This window comes from Rugamonas aquatica (genome assembly GCF_009380215.1).
In the GTDB taxonomy this organism is placed as follows: Bacteria; Pseudomonadota; Gammaproteobacteria; order Burkholderiales; family Burkholderiaceae_D; genus Rugamonas; species Rugamonas aquatica_B.
Genome location: NZ_WHUG01000006.1, coordinates 83,679 through 101,039, shown reverse-complemented (window position 1 = coordinate 101,039; position 17,361 = coordinate 83,679). Strand labels below are relative to the sequence as shown.

Genomic DNA, 17,361 nt, shown 5'->3' with positions numbered 1-17,361 from the left:
CAAAGCCGTTGGCTCAGCGGCGGGCCGACGGCGGCACCGACTCCCAGCGCTTGAACGCGCGGCGGAAATTGGCGACGTCGCTGTAGCCCAGCGCGTAGCTGACCTCCTGCACGCTCAAGCGGCCGGCGCGCAGGTATTCCAGCGCCAGCATGCGGCGCACCTGTTCCAGTATCTGCTTGTAGGAAGTCCCCTCCTCCAGCAAACGCCGGTGCAGCGTGCGCGGCGTCATGCACAGCAGCCGCGCCGTCAATTGCAGCGACGGGAAGCTGCTGCGCTGCTCCAGCATCAGCCGCTGCACGCGCGCGCCCAGCGACACTTGCGCCGCCAGCTTGTCCAGCTCCCGCTGGCAGATCTGCACCGCATGCGCCAGCGTGGCCGGATCGCCCATCCGCAGCGGTACGTCGATGGCCGCCAGCGGCAGCACCAGGCCCGTCCAGTCCTGGCCCTCGCGCACCTCGCATCGAAACAGCTCGCGCGCCAGCGCGGCGTCGGACGACGCGGCAAAGCTGAAGGCCACGCTGCGGCACTGCGACGGCCCGCGCGGAATACAGTCCAACACATTTTTGAATGCCAGCAGCGCCGCCTCCAGCACCGGCCGCGCGATGTCGCCCAGCGGTATGCGCTCGCGCAGGCGCACGCGGAACTCGTCGTCCCGCTGTTCGAAATCGATGGCGAGCATCGTCGTGCGCAGCATGAAGAAGCGCTCCAGCAGCTCCAGCGCCTGGCGCAGCGTGCCGCAGTTCATGGCGGCGTAACCGAGGATGCCGTGCGTGTGCTCGCGCATGCGGTCGCCCACCAGCAGGCCCATGGCCGGCTCGCCGGTCAGCTCCACCGAATCGAGCACCAGCTGACGGAACACCGGGAACGACACCGCCAGTTCGCCGTCGTCCAGCTGCTCCGCGCGCAGGCCGCTGCGCGCCAGCCAGTCGCCGGCGTCGCCGCCCATGCTGCTGATTTGTTCGGCGATCTGGCGCAGGTAACTGCTTGCCAGCGTGTGGTCGTTAGCCTGCATGGGGAGCCCCGGGTTGAGTGCTATCGATTGTCAATAAATAACCCCTGCATGTCAATCCGGCACCTCCCTTGCGGCCCGCCGCGCTGCCTACAATGGACGCAATAACAACAAGGAGACCGCGCCGATGAACGTTCTGCACTACCTGAAGTTTTGCCTGTTCCATGTGGTGGGCCTGCTGGCCGCCGCCGCGCTGTACGCGGGCGGCGACACGATCGCGCTGTCGCTGCTGGGCGTAGTGCTGTTCTATGTGATCGGCGACCTGCTGGGCGGCGACGACCTGAGTACGCCGACGCTGCACCATCCCGCCATCCTGACCGGCCAACTGTGGCTGGCGCTGCCGCTGCTGGTGCTGACCGTCGGCGCGGCCATGGACAGCTTCATCGCCGGCCGCTACGCCACGCCTATACAGCTGGGCGCCGCCGTGCTGCTGACAGGCCTGATGATCGGCATGATAGGCACCATCACCGCGCATGAACTGGTGCACCGCACCAGGGAACCGGCATCGCTGCTGATCGGCCGCTGGCTGCTGGCCTTCAGCTTCGACACCGGCTTCGCCATCGAGCATGTGTACGGCCACCACCGCTACGTCTCCACCGGCGAAGACCCGGCCACCGCGCCGCGCGGACGCAGCGTCTACTGGCACATCGTCTGCTCCACGGTCCGGGGCAATATCAGCGCATGGAAGCTGGAACGCAAGCGCCTGGAGCGGCGCGGCCACCGCCAGTACAGCCGGCACAACATGGTGATACGCGGCCACCTGATGAGCGTACTGCTGCTGGCCGCCGCATGGTACTGGGGCGGCGCTGCGGCCACACTGTTCTTCGCCGTCTGCGCCTTGTGGGGCAAGGCGCTGCTGGAAGTGGTCAACTACATGGAGCACTATGGGCTGATGCGCAATCCGGCCAAGCCGGTGCAGCCGCGCCATTCGTGGAACACCAACAAGCGCCTGAGCTCCTGGACCATGTTCAACCTGACGCGCCACTCGCACCACCACGCCCGCGCCGGCGTGCCTTACCACGACCTGCATCCCTACCCGGACGCGCCGCAGATGATAGGCGGTTATCTGTCGACCATCCTGGTGGCGCTGGTGCCGCCGCTGTGGCGTCACCTGATGGCGCCGCGCCTGATGGCCTGGGACCAGCACCTCGCCAACGACGAGGAACGCCAGCTGGCCGCCCGGTTCGGCGGGGATTGACAGCGCTGCCGTTGCGGGGCAATCTAGCGTGAACCGACCGCCGCGCCGGTTGCCTCCATCCGCAAAGGCAGCTGATGATCAAACGTGCCACGTTTTGGGAACGGCCTGGCTGGCTGTTCTGCATACTGCTGTTCCTGCTCCATTTCGCCAGCGTCAAACTGACGCTGTTCTGCGCCGTCACGCCGGAAAAGGTGGTGGTGGTCTGGCTGCCGAACGCCGTGCTGCTGGCGGCGCTGGTACGCTTCAACGGCCAGCGCGCGCCGCTCATGGCGGCGCTGACCTTCAGCTCCGACATCCTGGCCAATCTCGGCACATTCCCACTGCATGAAGCGGTCCTGCTCAGCATCATCAACCTGTTCGAGGTGATGCTGTCCTTCCTGCTGATGCGCCGCAGCGGCGCTACCTTCCGCCTGCAACGAACGCAGGACCTGCTGCGCTTCGTGGTGGCCGGACCGATCGCCGGCACGCTGGCGGCCGCGCTGATGGCGGCGGTCGTGATGCAGCAGATCGGCGGCGACACCACGCCCTACCTGACGCTGGCCCGTCTGTGGTGGTTTGGCGACGCCCTCGGGCTGCTGATCTACACACCGATGCTGCTGGCCTTCACCTACCCTCCGCGCCAGCGCCGGCGGCGCACATGGCTCGACGATGCCGGCCTGGCGCTGACGCTGCTGCTGGCCACCGCCGTGCTGTTTGCGCAAGGCCGGACGATCGACAGCTTCCCCGTCACGCCCACCCTGCTGCTGCCCGCGGTGGCGGTCATCGCCTTCCGTTTCGGCATCCGCATGACGACGCTGTTCGTGGCCCTCATTTCGCTGGGCATGGCGATGACGATGACGGCCCACTTCAAGCCTTTCGGCGACGTGCCGGTGTACCTGGAGACGCTGCACGCACAGGAATTCATCCTGACCCTGTGCATCGTCGGCATCGGCTTCGCCGTCATGCTCAACGAACTGCGCATGCGCGAGCGCGAACTGGAAAGCCGGGTGCAGGAGCGCACGCAGGAACTCGAACAATCGAACCAGCTGCTGGCCGCCATGAGCGCCACCGACGGCCTGACCGGCATCGCCAACCGGCGCCGCTTCGACCAAATGCTGAACGCCGAATGGAGCCGCGCATGGCGCGGCCGCCAACCGCTGACGGTGGCGATGCTGGACGTGGACCTGTTCAAGCAATACAACGATCACTATGGCCACCAGGCCGGCGACGAAGTGCTGCGCGAGGTGGCGCAGGCGCTGGCCGCCCAGGTGCGGCGCTGCGGCGATTTCGTCGCGCGCTACGGCGGCGAGGAATTTGCGGTGATCTCGCAATCGACCGATGCTGAACACGCACGAACGACGGCTGGCATGATGTGCGCAGCGGTCGAAGCGCTGCGCATACCGCACGCGCTGTCGCCGCATGGCGTGGTGACGGTCAGCGTCGGCATGGCCGTGACGGTGCCGGATGCGGACAGCGACGCCGCCGGCCTGCTCAAACATGCCGACGCGGCTCTCTATCGCGCCAAGCAACTGGGGCGCAATCGCGCCGAGCTGGCCGATGCCCTCTAACCGCTCTTGCCGGCCAACTGCCGGTACTGGGTCGGCGTGATGCCGGTGGTAGCCTTGAACTGGCGCGTGAAGGCGGAATGGTCGCCGTAGCCGCAGGCCTGGGCGATTTCCGCCACGCTGGAGGAGCCCTTCAACAGGCGCGACGCCGCCTCGACGCGGGTCTGGATAATCATCTGGCGCGGCGTCAGGTGGAAGATGCGCAGGAAGTAGCGCTCGATCTGCGCCACCGACATATTCGCCGTGCGCGCCAGCTGGGCCAGTTGCAGCGTCTGGCCGTACTCCTGGTGGATCAGGTTGACCGCCGCCGCCACCTTGCGGTACGCCGGGTTCTTCTTGTCCGCCATCGCCAGGTCGCGCGACACGCCGGTCAGGCCGACGATGCGGCCGTGGGAGTCGCGCAGCGCGGTCTTGCGCGTCAGGCACCAGCCGGGATCGCGGTTGGGATACAGGTGCAGCTCCAGCTGGTCCTCGATATTGCTGCCGCCGGCCAGCACCGCCATGTCCTGCGCCAGGTAGGTCTGGCCGAACGGACGGGCGAACACCTCGGCCGGCGTGCGCCCGATCAGCGCCGCTTTGTGCCGCTGGCCGCAACGCTGCACCAGCGTCTGATTGACCACGACATAGCGGCATTCCACGTCCTTGACGAAGAACACCACGTCCGGCAGCGCGTCGAACAGCGCTTCGGAAAAGAAGGGATCGGCGATGCCGGCGCCCAGCGCGCGGCGGGCGTCATCGTGAGGGGGTTCTCTATGCATGAAGGCGATTGTGCCAGCGGCCGGCGGCGGCGTCTCCTGTTTTATCGCCATTGTGCAGATTTCGTCATCCAATATGCGGAGGCGATGCAAGACAGCGCGCCGCCGGAAGCCTAAGATTTGAGCATGAAAACAATCTCCATCATCGACTCCCACACCGGCGGCGAACCGACCCGCCTGGTCATCGACGGCGGCCCTGAACTGGGCCACGGTCCGCTCAGCGAGCGGCTCGCCCTGCTGAAACGCCATCACGACCGTTTCCGCTCCGCCGTGGTCTGCGAACCGCGCGGCTCGGACGTGCTGGTAGGCGCGCTGCTGTGCGAGCCGCACGCACCCGATTGTGCGGCAGGCGTCATCTTCTTCAACAACGTTGGCTACCTCGGCATGTGCGGCCACGGCACCATCGGCCTGATCGCCTCGCTGGCCTTCATGGGCCGCATCGGCGCCGGCCGCCACCGCATCGATACGCCGGTCGGCGTGGTCGAGGCGGAGCTGCATGCCGACGGCAGCGTCACGGTGGACAACGTGGCCTCCTACCGCACGCAGACGCAGGTGACGGTCGAGGTGCCGGGCCATGGCCCTGTCACCGGCGACGTGGCCTGGGGCGGCAACTGGTTCTTCCTGGTTTCCGGTCATGGACTGGAACTGGGCGTCGCTAACGTCGAGGCGCTGACCGCCTACAGCGTGGCCGTGGGCGCGGCGCTGGAAAAGGCCGGCGTCACCGGCGAAGGCGGCGCGCTGATCGACCATATCGAATTGTTCGCGCCATCGCGCACCGGCGCCGACAGCCAGAGCTTCGTGCTCTGCCCCGGCAAGGCCTACGACCGCTCGCCCTGCGGCACCGGCACCAGCGCCAAGCTGGCCTGCCTGGCGGCCGACGGCAAGCTGGCCGAGGGCGCGCTGTGGAAGCAGGAAAGCGTGATCGGCAGCGTGTTCGAAGCGTCGTACAGCTATCGCGGCGAGCTGCTGATACCGAGCATACGCGGCCGGGCGTGGGTCAACGCGCAGGCGCAGCTGATACTCGATCCGACCGATCCCTTCATATGGGGCATACGGTGATACAGACCGACGTTATCGTCATCGGCGCCGGCATCGTCGGCGCAGCCTGTGCGGACGCGCTGAGCCAGCGCGGCATGCGGGTAAAGGTGATCGAGCAGGACATGGCCGGCAGCGGCGCCACCGCCGCCGGCATGGGCCACCTGGTGGTCATGGACGACAACCCGGCGGAGCTGGCGTTGTCGGCGTATTCGGTCTCGCTGTGGAATTCGCTGGTCGGCGACCTGCCGCAGCGCCATGAGTACAGCCGCTGCGGCACCATCTGGGTCGCCGCAGACGAAGAAGAAATCGCGGCGGCGCGCGCCAAGGCCGACACCCTGTCCGCCTACGGCATCGCCTGCGAGCTGCTGGCGCCTGCCGCGCTGTACGAGCGCGAACCGCAACTGCGCCCCGGCCTGGCCGGCGGCCTGCTGGTTTCCGGCGATGGCCTGGTGTACCCGCCCAAGAGCGCGCGCATCCTGCTGGACCGGGCGATACGCCGTGGCGCCACCACGCTGCGCGGCAGCGTCGCCGCCATCGAAGACAACGGCGTGCTGCTGGCCGACGGAGCACGCTATCAGGCGCAGCACGTGGTGCTGGCGGCGGGATCGCGCTCGGCCGCGCTGCTGCCGGAACTGCCGGTGCAGCCCAAGAAGGGCCACATCGCCATCACCGACCGCTATCCCGGTTTTGTCCGCCACCAGCTGGTGGAACTTGGTTATATCAAAAGCGCCCACGCCGCCAGCGGCGATTCGGTCGCGTTCAATTTGCAGCCCCGTCCTACCGGACAAGTACTGATCGGCTCCTCCCGCCAGTTCGACACGATCGACCTGGCGGTGGAGCCGGCCATGCTGCAACGCATGCTGCGCCATGCCGCCGCGTTCACGCCAGCACTGGCGCAACTGAACGTGCTGCGCTGCTGGACCGGCCTGCGTGCCGCCACGCCGGACGGCCTGCCGCTGATCGGCCCCCACGCCGCGCGGCGCGGACTGTGGCTGGCGACGGGACATGAAGGATTGGGCATCACTACTTCGCTGGCGACGGCGCAACTGCTGGCCGCCCAGATGAACAGCGACAGCACGCGCATCCCCGCCAGCCCTTACCTGCCGGGACGCTTCCATGCCTGACGTCGTCCTCAACATCAACGGCCACGATATCCGTGTGGCGTCGGGCGTCAGCGTGGCCGCCGCCATCGCGATGGCCGGCAGCGTCGTCACCCGGCGCGCGGTCGGCGGCGCGACGCGCGCGCCCTTGTGCGGCATGGGCGTGTGCCAGGAATGCCGCGTCACCATCGACGGCCGCATGCATCAACTGTCGTGCCAGACGCTGTGTGCGGACGGCATGCGCGTCACCACCTGCGAGGTCCGCCCATGAGCCGCTACGACGTACTGGTGGTAGGCGCCGGGCCGGCCGGACTGGCGGCCGCGCATGCCGCCGCCGCGCACGGAGCGCGGGTCGGCATCGTCGACGACAACCCGCTGGCCGGCGGCCAGATATGGCGCGGCGGCCCGGATCAGCAAAAGGATGAACGCGCACAAAGAATGTGGGCCGACCTGCTGGCCGCACCCAACGTCACACGTCTGCCGCAGACGCGCGTGCTGTACGCGCCGGAGCCGGGCCAGCTGCGCGTGCAGACGCCGACTTCCGCCGCCACGCTGCATTACGAAAAACTGATACTGGCCACCGGCGCGCGAGAGCGGCTGCTGCCCTTCCCCGGCTGGACGCTGCCCGGCGTTACCGGCACCGGCGGCTTGCAGGCGCTGTCCAAGGGTGGCTATCCGGTGCAGGGCAAGCGGGTGGTGGTGGCGGGCAGCGGCCCGCTGCTGCTGGCGGTGGCTGCAACCTTGCGCGACAAGGGCGCGGAGATCGTCGCCATCGTCGAGCAGGCGCCCTTGCAGGCATTGGTGCGCTTTGGATTCGGCCTGCTGGCGACGCCTTCGAAAATCACGCAGGCGCTGCAACTGGCGGCGCAGCTGCGCGGCATCCCCTACCTGCGCAACAGCTACGTGCATTCGGCGCACGGCGACGGCACGCTGCAATCGATACTGGTACAGCGCGGCGGCGCCCGTGAGCTGGAAGCGCTGCAATGCGACTACCTGGCCTGCGGCTACGGCCTGCTGCCCAACGTCGAACTGGCGCAGGCGCTGGGCTGCGCCACCGTGTCGCGCAACGGGCAGACCAGCGTCCAGGTGGACGAGGCGCAGCATACTTCCGTGTCCGGCGTGTACTGCGCTGGTGAAGGCACGGGCGTCGGCGGCGTCGACCTGGCGCTGGCCGAGGGCCGCATCGCCGGCCTGATGGCGAGCGGCCAGCACACGGCCGCGCAGGAGCTGCACGCCGAGCGCGCGCGCTGGGAAAAATTCGCGGTTCGGCTGGAGCGCGCGTTTGCACTGCGGCCGGAGCTGCTAGCACTGGCCGGCGACGACACCATCGTCTGCCGCTGCGAAGACGTCTGCCACGGCGAGCTGCGCACGCACACCAGCTGGCGCAGCGCCAAGCTGCTGACGCGCTGCGGCATGGGGCCGTGCCAGGGCCGCATCTGCGGCGGCGCCACGGAACTGCTGTACGGCTGGCGGCCGGACGCGGTGCGTATGCCGATTTCACCGGCCCGCGTCGCCAGCATCATCGATTAACAAACTCAATAACAACCACCGATTCATCACAAGGAGAACAGCATGGCAGCAGCAAAATGGGAAGGGGTATTCCCCGCAGTAACGACCAAGTTCAAAGAGAACGAGGATCTCGACCACGCAGAAATGGAAAAGCACTTTAACTTCCAGATCGACAGCGGCGTGCACGCGCTGCTGACCTGCGGCTCGCTGGGTGAAGCCAGCACGCTGTCGTTCGACGAGAAGCTGGCCGTCACCAAGACCGCGCTGAACGTCGCCGCCGGCCGCGTGCCGGTGCTGGTCAACGTCAGCGAAACCCGCACCGCCACCGCCTGCCGCTTCGTCGAGAAGGCGCATGAGATGGGCGTGCAGGGCCTGATGGTGATGCCATCGGTGCTGTACGCGGCCGACTCGCGCGAAGCGATGGACAACCTGCGCGTGATCGCCAAGGCGGCGCAGCTGCCTATCATGGTCTACAACAATCCGGTGTCGTACAAGGTCGACCTGACGCCTGAGGACTTCAAGGAACTGGCCGATTGCGAGTGGATCGTCGCGATCAAGGAATCGACCGACAACGTGCGCCGCATCACCGACCTGCGCAACGCCGTCGGCCATCGCTACCAGCTGTTCATGGGCGTGGACGATCTGTCGTTCGAAGGCCTGGCGGTGGGCGCGGACGGCCTGCTGGCCGGCCTGGTGGTGGCCTTCCCGAAAGAGACCGTGGCGCTGTACAAGCTGATGAAGGCCAAGCGCTGGGATGAAGCGCTCAAGCTGTACCAGTGGTTCATGCCGCTGATGCACCTGGACGTGTCGACCAAGCTGGTACAGAACCTGAAGCTGGTGGAAACGCTGGCCGGTGTCGGCAACGAGTACGTGCGCCGTCCGCGCCAGCCGCTGCAAGGCGCCGACCGCGCCCGCGTCACGGCCGTGGTCCAGCAGGCGCTGGCTACCCGTCCGGACGTCAGCCTGCTGTTCTAAGCCTGGCGCTTGATGGTCGAGCCGCGCAGGATCAGTTGCGGCTCGATCTTGGTGGCGCTGGTGGCTGGCTTGCCGTCGATGGCGGCGATCAGCTTTTCCATCGCGGCCACGCCCATGCGTTCGCTCTGCAGGTCCACCGTGGTCAGTGCCGGCGACGTGTACTGGCCGTACTCGATGTTGTCGAAGCCGGCCACCGACATCTGCTCCGGCAGCTTGAAGCCCAGCGTGTGCGCGGCTTTCATGAAGCCCAGCGCGATCAAATCGTTGTAGCAGATCAGCGCATCCGGGTGCTCGGCGCCCAGCATGATGGACGAGCATACGCGCTCGCCTTCGGCCGCCGTTGGCGCGCCCGCTTCATACACCGTCAGTTCCAGGTCGTGCGCGGCCAGGCAGGCGCGGATGCCGGCCAGGCGCTCCTCGTCGCGCCGCGAACGCGGGAAGCGCAGGTAGCCGATGCGCTTGTGCCCCAGCGAGACCAGGTGCCGCGCCAGCATGTAGGCGCCGCGATGGTCTTCGCTGATCACCCACGGAATCTCCAGCCGCGACAGGCGGCCGAAGTAGACCAGCGGTTTGCCCAGCTCCATCACCCAATCCATCTCCGATTCCAGCATGCGCGAGAACATGATGATGCCATCCACGCGGCGGCTCAGCGCTTCGAGCAGCGGACGTTCGCGGTCCGGGTTTTCTTCGGTGTCGACCAGCAGCAGCGTGTAGCCGTGCGCCAGCGCGACACGGTTGGCGCCCTTGACGATGCTGGTGAAGTGGGGATTGCCGACATCCAGCACCGACAGGCCGATGCTCTTGGTGCGGCCGGTAATCATCGATGCGGCCAGCGGATTGGAACGGTAGCCCAGCTTGGCGATGACTTCCTTGATCGTCGCCTCCACCGCCGGCGAGAAGCGCTGCGCGCCGTTGACGAACTTCGAGACGGTGGCGGTCGAGACGCCTGCAGCGGCGGCCACGTCACGGATGGTTGCTACGTTTTTTTTCATGTTCTGACTGTCGGAGTAGCTAGGCTGCCGGTATGCCGGCAGCGCCAAAGGACAATCTTAGCATGTCGGCATCTATCGATTGCCGCAGTGTCGCATCACAGGTCGGTAATTTCCTTGTGGCGCGGGACCAGCGTCTTCATCACGCACCACGCCACCAGGTAGGCCAGCGCGCAGATGCCGAACATGATCATGTAGCCGGTGCGGATATCGTTGAGCGCCTTGTAGTGGTCGAACACCCAGCCACCCAGCTTGGTCAGCAGCACGCCGCCGATGCCGCCGGCCATGCCGCCGATGCCGATCACCGAGGCCACCGACTTTTGCGGGAACATGTCGGACACGGTGGTGAAGATGTTGGCCGACCACGCCTGGTGCGCCGAGGCGCCCACGCCGATCAGCAGCACCGGCACCCAGAAGCTGATCGCGCCCAGCGGCTGCGCCAGCAGCACCACCAGCGGGAAGAAGGCGATCACCAGCATGGCTTTCATGCGGCCGTCGTACGGCGCATGGCCGCGCGCCATGAAGTAGCTGGGGAACCAGCCGCCGCCGATGGAGCCTATCATCGTCATGCTGTACAGGACGGCCAGCGGCACGACGATGGCGTCGCCCTTCATGCCGTACTGCGCCGACAGATAGGTCGGCAGCCAGAACAGGAAGAACCACCACACGCCGTCGGTCATGAATTTGCCGAAGGCGAAGGCCCAGGTCTGGCGGTACTTCAGCAGCTGGAACCACGAGACTTTTTTCGCGTCGGCGGCCGGGGCCGCGCCGCCGGCCTGCGCCGGCTGGTCGCTGCGGATGTAGGCCAGCTCCTGCGCGGACAGGCGCGGTTGCCGGTCGGGCTTTTCATACAGCGTGAGCCACACGCTCATCCAGATGAAACCCAGCATGCCGATCATGATGAAGGCGGCCTGCCAGCCCCAGATGCCGGCGATCAGCGGCACGCAGATCGGCGCCAGGATCGCGCCGACGTTGGCGCCGGAGTTGAAGATGCCGGTGGCGAAGGAGCGTTCCTTTTTCGGGAAGTATTCGGCGGTGGCCTTGATCGCGGCCGGGAAGTTGCCGGCCTCGCCGACCGCCAGCACGGCGCGCGAAATCATGAAGCCGAGGATGGACGGCGCGGCGACGATGCCGAAGGCGCCCAGCAGCACGCCGGCGCCCTCGCCCATGGGCACCGAGAACGCATGCATCAGCGCGCCCAGCGACCAGATCGTGATGGCCAGCACGTAGGCGGCCTTGGTGCCGATCTTGTCGACCACGCGGCCGGCGAACAGCATCGAGATGGCGTAGACGAACTGGAAGGCGGCGGCGATGTTGGCGTAGTCGGTATTGCTCCAGCCGAACTCCTTGGACAGATCCGGCGCCAGCAGGCTCAACACCTGGCGGTCCAGGTAGTTGACGGTGGTGGCAAAAAACAACAGTGCACAGATGGTCCAGCGGTATTTACCGACGGTTAGTCCCACCGCTTGCGCGTTCACAGGCTCGCTCAGGTTCATGGCATCACTTATATTTTGGTTTTTGGTGATGATCTCTCGGTCTCCACGAGATCATTTTAGTCGTATGTCATCGTACAACTATAAAACACCTTAAGCAAGCGGAAAGATGCGGCTGTCCAAGGAGCGGTGGCGCGGGGATGGGCCGGCAGGTGGCCCATCCCCGCAATGTCGTATGATGACATTAAATGCAATTATGCAGTCTTGCCGCGCTTGACCAGCAGCAGCGCCACCAGGCTGATCACCGCCGCGCCGGACAGATAGTAGCCGACGTATTGCAGGCCGTAGTTGGTCGCCAGCCAGGTCGCGGCGTACGGCGCCAGCGAGGCGCCCAGGATGCCGGCCAGGTTGAACGTCAGCGAGGCGCCGGTGTAGCGCACCTCGGCCGGGAACAGCTCGGACAGCATGGTGCCCAGCGGGCCGTAGGTCATGCCCATCAGGCCCAGGCCCAGCGACAGGAACACCGTCACCTGCAGGCTGCTGCCGGAACCGAACATCGGCGCCATCGTCAGGCCGAACAGGGCGATCGCGGCCGACACCCAGATCAGCGTGGCGCGGCGGCCGTAGCGGTCGGCCCACAGCGCGGCGACGGGGATGGTCAGGCCGAAGAAGATCACGGCGAACAGCTGCTGGATCAGGAAGTCCTTGCGGGTGAACTTGAGCGCGCTGGTGCCCCAGCTCAGCGCGAACACCGTCATCAGGTAGAACAGCACGAAGGTGGCCAGCGCGATCAGCGTGCCCAGCACCAGCACGCGGCGGTGGTCGCGCCACACCGTCACCACCGGCACCTTGACGCGCTCGTTCTTGTCCAGCACCTTCTGGAAGTCCGGCGTTTCATGGATCTTCAGGCGGATGTACAGGCCGACGATCACCAGCAGCGAGCTGGCCAGGAAGGGAATGCGCCAGCCGTAGCTGAAGAATTCGGCGTCGCTCAGCGTCTGGCTCAGCAGCAGGAAGATGCCGCCCGACAGGAAGAAGCCGATCGGCGCGCCCAGTTGCGGGAACATGCCGTACCAGGCGCGCTTGCCCGGCGGCGCGTTCTCGGTGGCCAGCAGCACGGCGCCGCCCCACTCGCCGCCCAGACCCAGGCCCTGGCCGAAGCGGCACAGCGCCAGCAGCGCCGGCGCCAGCGTGCCGATCGAAGCGTAGGTCGGCAGCGCGCCGATCACCACGGTCGAGAGACCCATGGTCAGCAGCGCCGCCACCAGCGTGGCCTTGCGGCCGATGCGGTCGCCGAAGTGGCCGAACACGGCCGAGCCCACCGGGCGCGCGAAGAAGGCGATGGCGAACGTGGCCAGCGATTGCAGCGTGGCGGCGGCGGGGTCGCTGGCGGGGAAGAACAGTTTGGGGAACACCAGCACGGCGGCGGTGGCGTAGATGTAAAAGTCGAAGAATTCGATCGTGGTGCCGATCAGGCTGGCAAACAGCACGGTGGCCGGGGAGTTGGCCTTGGGCGATCCGGGGTGAGGCTGAGACTGACTCATACTTGACGCTCCTGCAAGTGGGTGGTGCGATCCATCATACACACCACCCTTGCCTGCTGCCAAGCAGATAAGTTTGCTGCCTAAATGTCGATTTGGACGAAGGCGGCGCTGATTTCATCAGCCTTCAGCGGGCGCACCAGGCGGGCCACTTCCTGGCCGTCGCGCAGGAAGATCAGCGTCGGCCACAGCTTGACGCGGTAGGAGCGTCCCAGCGCGCGGCCGGGGCCGTCCTCGACCTTGTAGTGGCGCACGCCCCCGTGGCCGGCATAGGCTTGCGCCAGCGGCGCCTGCGCCGCCATGCAGTGGCCGCACCAGTTGGCGCCGAACTCCAGCAGCGTGGCGCCGGCCAGGGCGTCGACGGTGGCGCGGTCGGGCGCGGTGGGAAGGTAGACTTTTTCCATGTCAGGACTTGGCCTTGGGCTGGACCGCGCCGCACGGGTCGGGACGCGGCTGCGGCGCCACGGTGTAGCTGGCGTCGTAGCGGCCGCTGTCGCCCTGGCCTTCGACATAGCCTTCGCTGCGCACCGTCAGCGCCGGCGCCACCGCGTTGATCCAGCGCGCCACGCCGATATCCTTGCGCACGTGGCCGTTACCGGCGATCAGCACCACATCGCGCGGCTGCTGGTCGCGCACGATCTTGGCCATCCAGATGTCGCGCGAGACCTGGGCGTTGACCATGCCCTCGACCATCATCTCCGGCAGCATATTGCAATGGCCGGCGACGATTTCCGTCTGCTGGCCGCCGCGCACGTCGGCCGGCAGCGGCTGGTCGAGGCGGTAGTCGCGGATGCTCTGCGGGTCGAAGGTGGCGGTGACGCCGTCGCGCACCGCGCGCGCGGCGTCGGCGCGCGACAGGTTGCCGGCGATCAGCGGCAACTGGTAGGTCAGCGCCAGCTGGATCACCGGATAGTAGAGTTGCCACTCCCAGCGCGGGCCGCCGGCCACGCGGATCACGCATTGCGCATCGAGGCAGCCTTTCTGGGCCTTGCTCAGCACGTCCTGGTTTTCGCGGTCGAACTGTTCCATGACGATGGCCGGGCGCCAGCCCGCCTCCACCCGCTGGCGCAGCAGCTCGTAGCGCAGCTTGTGGCCGGCCGCGTTGTCATGCACTTCGCCCAGCAGCAACACCTGCGGATTGGCGCCGACCGGCGCCGGCACCGCGCTGCCGCCGGCGTTCTTGCCGCCGCTGGCGCAGCCGGCCAGCAAGGCCAGCGCGGCGGCGGCAAACATCCATCCCGGGGTGCGGCTATATGTGGAAATCATCTGGATCCGAGTCCTCTGCTATCGAATTATTAGTTGTAAAGTTGAAATCGTCTGCGCCACTGGCTAGCAAGCAAGAACCGTTGTTGCGCCGCACGATTTGATTGCCTAAAGAAAAATAGAGATGGCAATATGTTATTGAATGTGGTTTAATGCTAGACACTTGAGCACGGTTGGACATTCGCCCGATCTTAGCTTAATGTTTATGTTTTAATGTAGTCTTAACGTCCTGCTTATGCAGCATAGTCAGGAGAGTATTGTGAAGAAGTCTTTTATAACGATCATATTGCTGACCCTGGGTCTGGCCGGAGCCGCGCAAGCTCAAGCCCTTAGCCCGGAAAAAAGCAAAGTTTCACCTGCGGCAATTGTACTCGCACATTGCGATGACCATAACACCGCGCCATGCAGTATCGACAGCTCCGCTCCGGCGGAGAAGACCGCCTCGGATCGCGATCCAGAGGCGTTGCCCGCGAACGACCCGAAAAACCCGCAGGCCGTCGAGCCTGTTACCGAAGTACCGGAACCGCAAACCTTCGTCATGCTGATGCTGGGCCTGGTGGTGTTGGGCTTTGCTTCGCGCAACAGCGATGCCACGGAGAAGTTTACCGACTGAGGCTGACCGGTCGCCCCATGAAAAAATCCCGCAAAGCTTGAGGCTGGCGGGATTTTTTTATGGGCGCGTCAGCCGCTACAGGCCGCACACCGAATGGATGTTGGTGATGGACACGCCATGCAGGATGGCCCGGCCCATGCAGTACAGCTTTTGCATGCCGTTCTCGGTGCCCAGCACCGCGAACAGCGCTACCGCCAGCGCCACGCCTATCAGTATCACCAAGCCTTTGAGTGTGTCCTTGTCCATGGCGGCATTCTAGCTTGACGCCGGACGCCTAGGCAACGGCGGCGGCCAGCGTGTAGTCGAAATCGTAGTAGTGCTTGCCGCCTTCGATGCGGATGTGCAAAGCGCCGGCCAGGCCGGACAGCTCTTCCTGGCCGGAATCGGCGACCACCGCCACCGTCAGGCCGGCCGCGCCGCGGTCCATGGTGCCGGTGTGGCACAGCAGGAAGCTGCCGCGCCGGCCGTCCAGCGTGCCCTGCACTTTTTCCATCGCCACATAGGCGCCCGAGCCCAGCGCGCGGTCCATGAAGGCCAGCATCTCGCCCTTGCCGACGGCGTCCAGCGCGCCGTGGTATTGCTTGTCCAGCGACATGCGGCCGATGCCGCTTTCGGCCGCCACGGCCGACATGCTTTCGGGCGCCATCTTGACGTTGAATTCACCGCTGATCTTGGGCATTGCTCACCTTTCAAGTATGGAGCCGGGCATCGGGCGGCAGCGCGGCGGACGGGTCGTCGACCGGCGTCACGCAAGGCATGCGCAGCACGAAACTGGCGCCCTGGCCGAGGATGCTGGAAACGGTAATGGTGCCGCCAAACTGCTTGGCGATCAAGTTGAACACGATATTGAGTCCGAGGCCGGTGCCGCCCTGCCCGCGCCGCGTGGTGACGAAGGGATCGAACACCTTGTCCAGCATGTCCGGCGGGATGCCCTTGCCGTTGTCGACCACCTGCATCTCGATCCAGTCGGCCTGCTGGGCGACGCCGATGGTGATGCGGCCCTCGTCGCCCGCGTCGAAGGCGTGCTCGACGCAGTTGAGCGTCAGGTTGGTGATGACCTGGGCCAGCGCGCCCGGATAGCTGTCGAGCATGATGTCCGGCGGGCAGGCGATGCTGACGGTGATGTGGGTCTTCTTCAGCTTGGGCTGCAGGCTGGACACCACCTCGTTGATGTAGTCGCGCAATTCGAAGCGGCGCCGCGCCTCGCTGACCTGGTCGACCGCGATCTGCTTGAAGCTGTGGATCAGGTGGGCCGCGCGGTAGGCGTTGTTCATGATCAGGCGGGTGCTCTCGGCCGCCGTCTCCAGGTAGCGCATGATGTCGGATTTCTTGATGTTGCCGTCCTCGACAGACTGGTGCACCTTCTCGGTGGCTTCCATCAGCACCGAGGCGCTGGTCAGCGCGATGCCGACCGGCGTGTTGATCTCGTGCGCGACGCCGGCCACCAGGCCGCCCAGCGAGGCCAGCCGCTCGGCCTGCAGCAGCGACTCCTGCGTGCGGCGCAGGTCGTCGAGCGCCTTGGCCGTGGTCTGGGCCGATTTGCGGGCCTCATCCTCGGCCTCGCGGATGCGCTGGATATTCGATTTGACCTTGCGCTGGATGGCGTTGAAGCCGCGGATCACCTCGCCCAGCTCGTCGTGGCGGCTGTCGGGCAGCTCTTCCACCTCGTCGCTGCCGCGCGTGGCCAGGTCGAACAGGCCGTCGCGCAGGCGCTTGAGCGGATCGAACACGATGCGCAGCGACAGCGCCAGCGCCGCCACCAGGATCAGGTCCAGCAGCAGCACTTCGGTGACTTTGCGGCGCACTTCGGCCGCCAGCGTGGCGTCGATCTGGGCGCGGCTGAAATTGACCACCACGCGGCCGACGATGACCGGCTTGAGCGAGGCGCCGGCGGCGCCGGAATCGCGGTAGGCCAGGTCGGCCACCACCGGCGAACCGCCGACGGCGGCGTCGTTCTCGATCGAGGTGACGGTGCCGTTTTCACTGCGCAGCTTGCCGGAGAACAGGCCGACCGACGTATCGTAGACGCGGATGGAGACCAGCTCGGGCGGCAGCATCTCGGCGGCGACGATGTTGTCGACCTTGGCCTTGTCCAGATCCCACAGCGCCGACGGCAGGCTGGTTTGCAGACGGGTCAGCACGCCCTGGCGCAGGCGTTGGCTGCTCACTTCCAGCTCGTGTCCCAGGCTGTACTGGGCGTAGGTGCCGGAAATACCCAGCACCAGCGTCACGATGACCACGAACAGCAGCGTCAAGCGGCCTTGGATACCGAACATCGACCAACCTCCCTGCATTTATAGAATTGACGGCAACGTCCCAATGTACGGTATGACATGCGACTTGGCAAGTTATGGCAGGGCACGGCAGACTTTGCTTGCACGCAATGGTAAGATC

General features: G+C 66.2%; 18 protein-coding genes. 8 read left to right on the top strand and 10 right to left on the bottom strand.

Annotated features, from left to right (window positions below):
- Positions 1-13 precede the first annotated feature (13 nt).
- Positions 14-1,012, bottom strand: coding sequence for an AraC family transcriptional regulator (locus tag GEV02_RS33555; RefSeq protein WP_152839052.1), 999 nt, complete (start codon positions 1,010-1,012; stop codon positions 14-16).
- 124 nt (positions 1,013-1,136) lie between these two features.
- Between GEV02_RS33555 and GEV02_RS16685 the strand changes: the two genes are divergently transcribed.
- Both GEV02_RS16685 and GEV02_RS16680 read left to right on the top strand, forming a co-directional pair.
- On the top strand, positions 1,137-2,207 hold the full coding sequence (locus GEV02_RS16685; protein ID WP_152839051.1) for an alkane 1-monooxygenase: 1,071 nt from the start codon (positions 1,137-1,139) through the stop codon (positions 2,205-2,207).
- Between the two features lie 74 nt (positions 2,208-2,281).
- Positions 2,282-3,754: a GGDEF domain-containing protein gene (locus GEV02_RS16680; protein ID WP_152839050.1), complete on the top strand. Its 1,473-nt coding sequence runs from the start codon at positions 2,282-2,284 to the stop codon at positions 3,752-3,754.
- Here the strand turns inward: GEV02_RS16680 and GEV02_RS16675 are convergent.
- The gene (locus tag GEV02_RS16675) at positions 3,751-4,560 is read right to left on the bottom strand and encodes an AraC family transcriptional regulator (RefSeq protein WP_152839049.1); all 810 of its coding nucleotides are present in this window, start codon (positions 4,558-4,560) and stop codon (positions 3,751-3,753) included. The two genes, GEV02_RS16680 and GEV02_RS16675, sit on opposite strands and share 4 nt — an antisense overlap.
- Positions 4,561-4,632: 72 nt before the next feature.
- On the opposite strand from GEV02_RS16675, the gene GEV02_RS16670 reads away from it, so the two are divergent.
- The 5 genes from GEV02_RS16670 to GEV02_RS16650 are packed head-to-tail and all read left to right on the top strand — an operon-like array spanning position 4,633 to position 9,128.
- Positions 4,633-5,565, top strand: a complete 933-nt coding sequence (locus GEV02_RS16670) for a 4-hydroxyproline epimerase (protein WP_152839048.1) — start codon at positions 4,633-4,635, stop codon at positions 5,563-5,565.
- Positions 5,550-6,668 carry an NAD(P)/FAD-dependent oxidoreductase gene (locus GEV02_RS16665; RefSeq protein WP_152839047.1) on the top strand — a complete coding sequence of 373 codons (1,119 nt, stop codon included), beginning with the start codon at positions 5,550-5,552 and terminating at the stop codon, positions 6,666-6,668. The genes GEV02_RS16670 and GEV02_RS16665 overlap by 16 nt, the downstream gene beginning before the upstream one ends.
- The gene (locus GEV02_RS16660) at positions 6,661-6,915 is read left to right on the top strand and encodes a (2Fe-2S)-binding protein (RefSeq protein WP_152839046.1); all 255 of its coding nucleotides are present in this window, start codon (positions 6,661-6,663) and stop codon (positions 6,913-6,915) included. Before GEV02_RS16665 ends, GEV02_RS16660 begins: the two co-directional genes overlap by 8 nt.
- A complete protein-coding gene (locus tag GEV02_RS16655; RefSeq protein ID WP_152839045.1) occupies positions 6,912-8,174 on the top strand; it encodes an NAD(P)/FAD-dependent oxidoreductase in 1,263 nt (420 codons plus the stop codon). Before GEV02_RS16660 ends, GEV02_RS16655 begins: the two co-directional genes overlap by 4 nt.
- A 42-nt stretch (positions 8,175-8,216) precedes the next feature.
- Positions 8,217-9,128 (top strand): dihydrodipicolinate synthase family protein, encoded by a 912-nt coding sequence (locus GEV02_RS16650; protein ID WP_008451949.1) that lies wholly within the window; start codon positions 8,217-8,219, stop codon positions 9,126-9,128.
- On the opposite strand, the gene GEV02_RS16645 is transcribed toward GEV02_RS16650, so the two are convergent.
- From GEV02_RS16645 to GEV02_RS16625, 5 genes are all read right to left on the bottom strand, one after another.
- Complete coding sequence (locus tag GEV02_RS16645) at positions 9,125-10,120, bottom strand: LacI family DNA-binding transcriptional regulator (RefSeq protein ID WP_152839044.1); 996 nt, start codon at positions 10,118-10,120, stop codon at positions 9,125-9,127. The two genes, GEV02_RS16650 and GEV02_RS16645, sit on opposite strands and share 4 nt — an antisense overlap.
- A gap of 95 nt (positions 10,121-10,215) precedes the next feature.
- A complete protein-coding gene (locus GEV02_RS16640) occupies positions 10,216-11,613 on the bottom strand; it encodes an MFS transporter (RefSeq protein ID WP_152839043.1) in 1,398 nt (465 codons plus the stop codon).
- Between the two features lie 191 nt (positions 11,614-11,804).
- Positions 11,805-13,094 carry an MFS transporter gene (locus GEV02_RS16635; RefSeq protein ID WP_152839042.1) on the bottom strand — a complete coding sequence of 430 codons (1,290 nt, stop codon included), beginning with the start codon at positions 13,092-13,094 and terminating at the stop codon, positions 11,805-11,807.
- Between the two features lie 80 nt (positions 13,095-13,174).
- Complete coding sequence (locus GEV02_RS16630) at positions 13,175-13,495, bottom strand: thioredoxin family protein (RefSeq protein ID WP_152839041.1); 321 nt, start codon at positions 13,493-13,495, stop codon at positions 13,175-13,177.
- A gap of 1 nt (position 13,496) precedes the next feature.
- Positions 13,497-14,357 carry a ChaN family lipoprotein gene (locus tag GEV02_RS16625; RefSeq protein ID WP_152839040.1) on the bottom strand — a complete coding sequence of 287 codons (861 nt, stop codon included), beginning with the start codon at positions 14,355-14,357 and terminating at the stop codon, positions 13,497-13,499.
- Between the two features lie 256 nt (positions 14,358-14,613).
- Between GEV02_RS16625 and GEV02_RS16620 the strand changes: the two genes are divergently transcribed.
- Entirely contained in the window at positions 14,614-14,967 is a 354-nt protein-coding gene (locus GEV02_RS16620; RefSeq protein ID WP_328595834.1) for a PEP-CTERM sorting domain-containing protein, read from the top strand.
- A 75-nt stretch (positions 14,968-15,042) separates the two neighbouring features.
- Here GEV02_RS16620 and GEV02_RS32925 read toward each other — a convergent pair whose 3' ends face one another.
- From GEV02_RS32925 to GEV02_RS16610, 3 genes are read right to left on the bottom strand one after another with little or no spacing between them, the layout of a single operon-like run.
- The gene (locus GEV02_RS32925; RefSeq protein ID WP_174999141.1) at positions 15,043-15,213 is read right to left on the bottom strand and encodes a hypothetical protein; all 171 of its coding nucleotides are present in this window, start codon (positions 15,211-15,213) and stop codon (positions 15,043-15,045) included.
- A gap of 28 nt (positions 15,214-15,241) precedes the next feature.
- Positions 15,242-15,646 (bottom strand): DUF3224 domain-containing protein, encoded by a 405-nt coding sequence (locus tag GEV02_RS16615; RefSeq protein ID WP_152806692.1) that lies wholly within the window; start codon positions 15,644-15,646, stop codon positions 15,242-15,244.
- A gap of 10 nt (positions 15,647-15,656) precedes the next feature.
- On the bottom strand, positions 15,657-17,243 hold the full coding sequence (locus GEV02_RS16610) for a sensor histidine kinase (protein ID WP_152839038.1): 1,587 nt from the start codon (positions 17,241-17,243) through the stop codon (positions 15,657-15,659).
- Positions 17,244-17,361 lie beyond the last annotated feature (118 nt).

Coding starts and splice junctions, on each gene's coding strand:
- GEV02_RS16625 (WP_152839040.1), bottom strand. CDS start 14,357: ATGATTTCCACATATAGCCGCACCCCGGGATGGATGTTTGCCGCCGCC.
- GEV02_RS16645 (WP_152839044.1), bottom strand. CDS start 10,120: ATGAAAAAAAACGTAGCAACCATCCGTGACGTGGCCGCCGCTGCAGGC.
- GEV02_RS33555 (WP_152839052.1), bottom strand. CDS start 1,012: ATGCAGGCTAACGACCACACGCTGGCAAGCAGTTACCTGCGCCAGATC.
- GEV02_RS16670 (WP_152839048.1), top strand. CDS start 4,633: ATGAAAACAATCTCCATCATCGACTCCCACACCGGCGGCGAACCGACC.
- GEV02_RS16680 (WP_152839050.1), top strand. CDS start 2,282: ATGATCAAACGTGCCACGTTTTGGGAACGGCCTGGCTGGCTGTTCTGC.
- GEV02_RS16685 (WP_152839051.1), top strand. CDS start 1,137: ATGAACGTTCTGCACTACCTGAAGTTTTGCCTGTTCCATGTGGTGGGC.
- GEV02_RS16655 (WP_152839045.1), top strand. CDS start 6,912: ATGAGCCGCTACGACGTACTGGTGGTAGGCGCCGGGCCGGCCGGACTG.
- GEV02_RS16635 (WP_152839042.1), bottom strand. CDS start 13,094: ATGAGTCAGTCTCAGCCTCACCCCGGATCGCCCAAGGCCAACTCCCCG.
- GEV02_RS16665 (WP_152839047.1), top strand. CDS start 5,550: ATGGGGCATACGGTGATACAGACCGACGTTATCGTCATCGGCGCCGGC.
- GEV02_RS16630 (WP_152839041.1), bottom strand. CDS start 13,495: ATGGAAAAAGTCTACCTTCCCACCGCGCCCGACCGCGCCACCGTCGAC.
- GEV02_RS16675 (WP_152839049.1), bottom strand. CDS start 4,560: ATGGCGATAAAACAGGAGACGCCGCCGCCGGCCGCTGGCACAATCGCC.
- GEV02_RS16610 (WP_152839038.1), bottom strand. CDS start 17,243: ATGTTCGGTATCCAAGGCCGCTTGACGCTGCTGTTCGTGGTCATCGTG.
- GEV02_RS32925 (WP_174999141.1), bottom strand. CDS start 15,213: ATGGACAAGGACACACTCAAAGGCTTGGTGATACTGATAGGCGTGGCG.
- GEV02_RS16650 (WP_008451949.1), top strand. CDS start 8,217: ATGGCAGCAGCAAAATGGGAAGGGGTATTCCCCGCAGTAACGACCAAG.
- GEV02_RS16640 (WP_152839043.1), bottom strand. CDS start 11,613: ATGAACCTGAGCGAGCCTGTGAACGCGCAAGCGGTGGGACTAACCGTC.
- GEV02_RS16660 (WP_152839046.1), top strand. CDS start 6,661: ATGCCTGACGTCGTCCTCAACATCAACGGCCACGATATCCGTGTGGCG.
- GEV02_RS16615 (WP_152806692.1), bottom strand. CDS start 15,646: ATGCCCAAGATCAGCGGTGAATTCAACGTCAAGATGGCGCCCGAAAGC.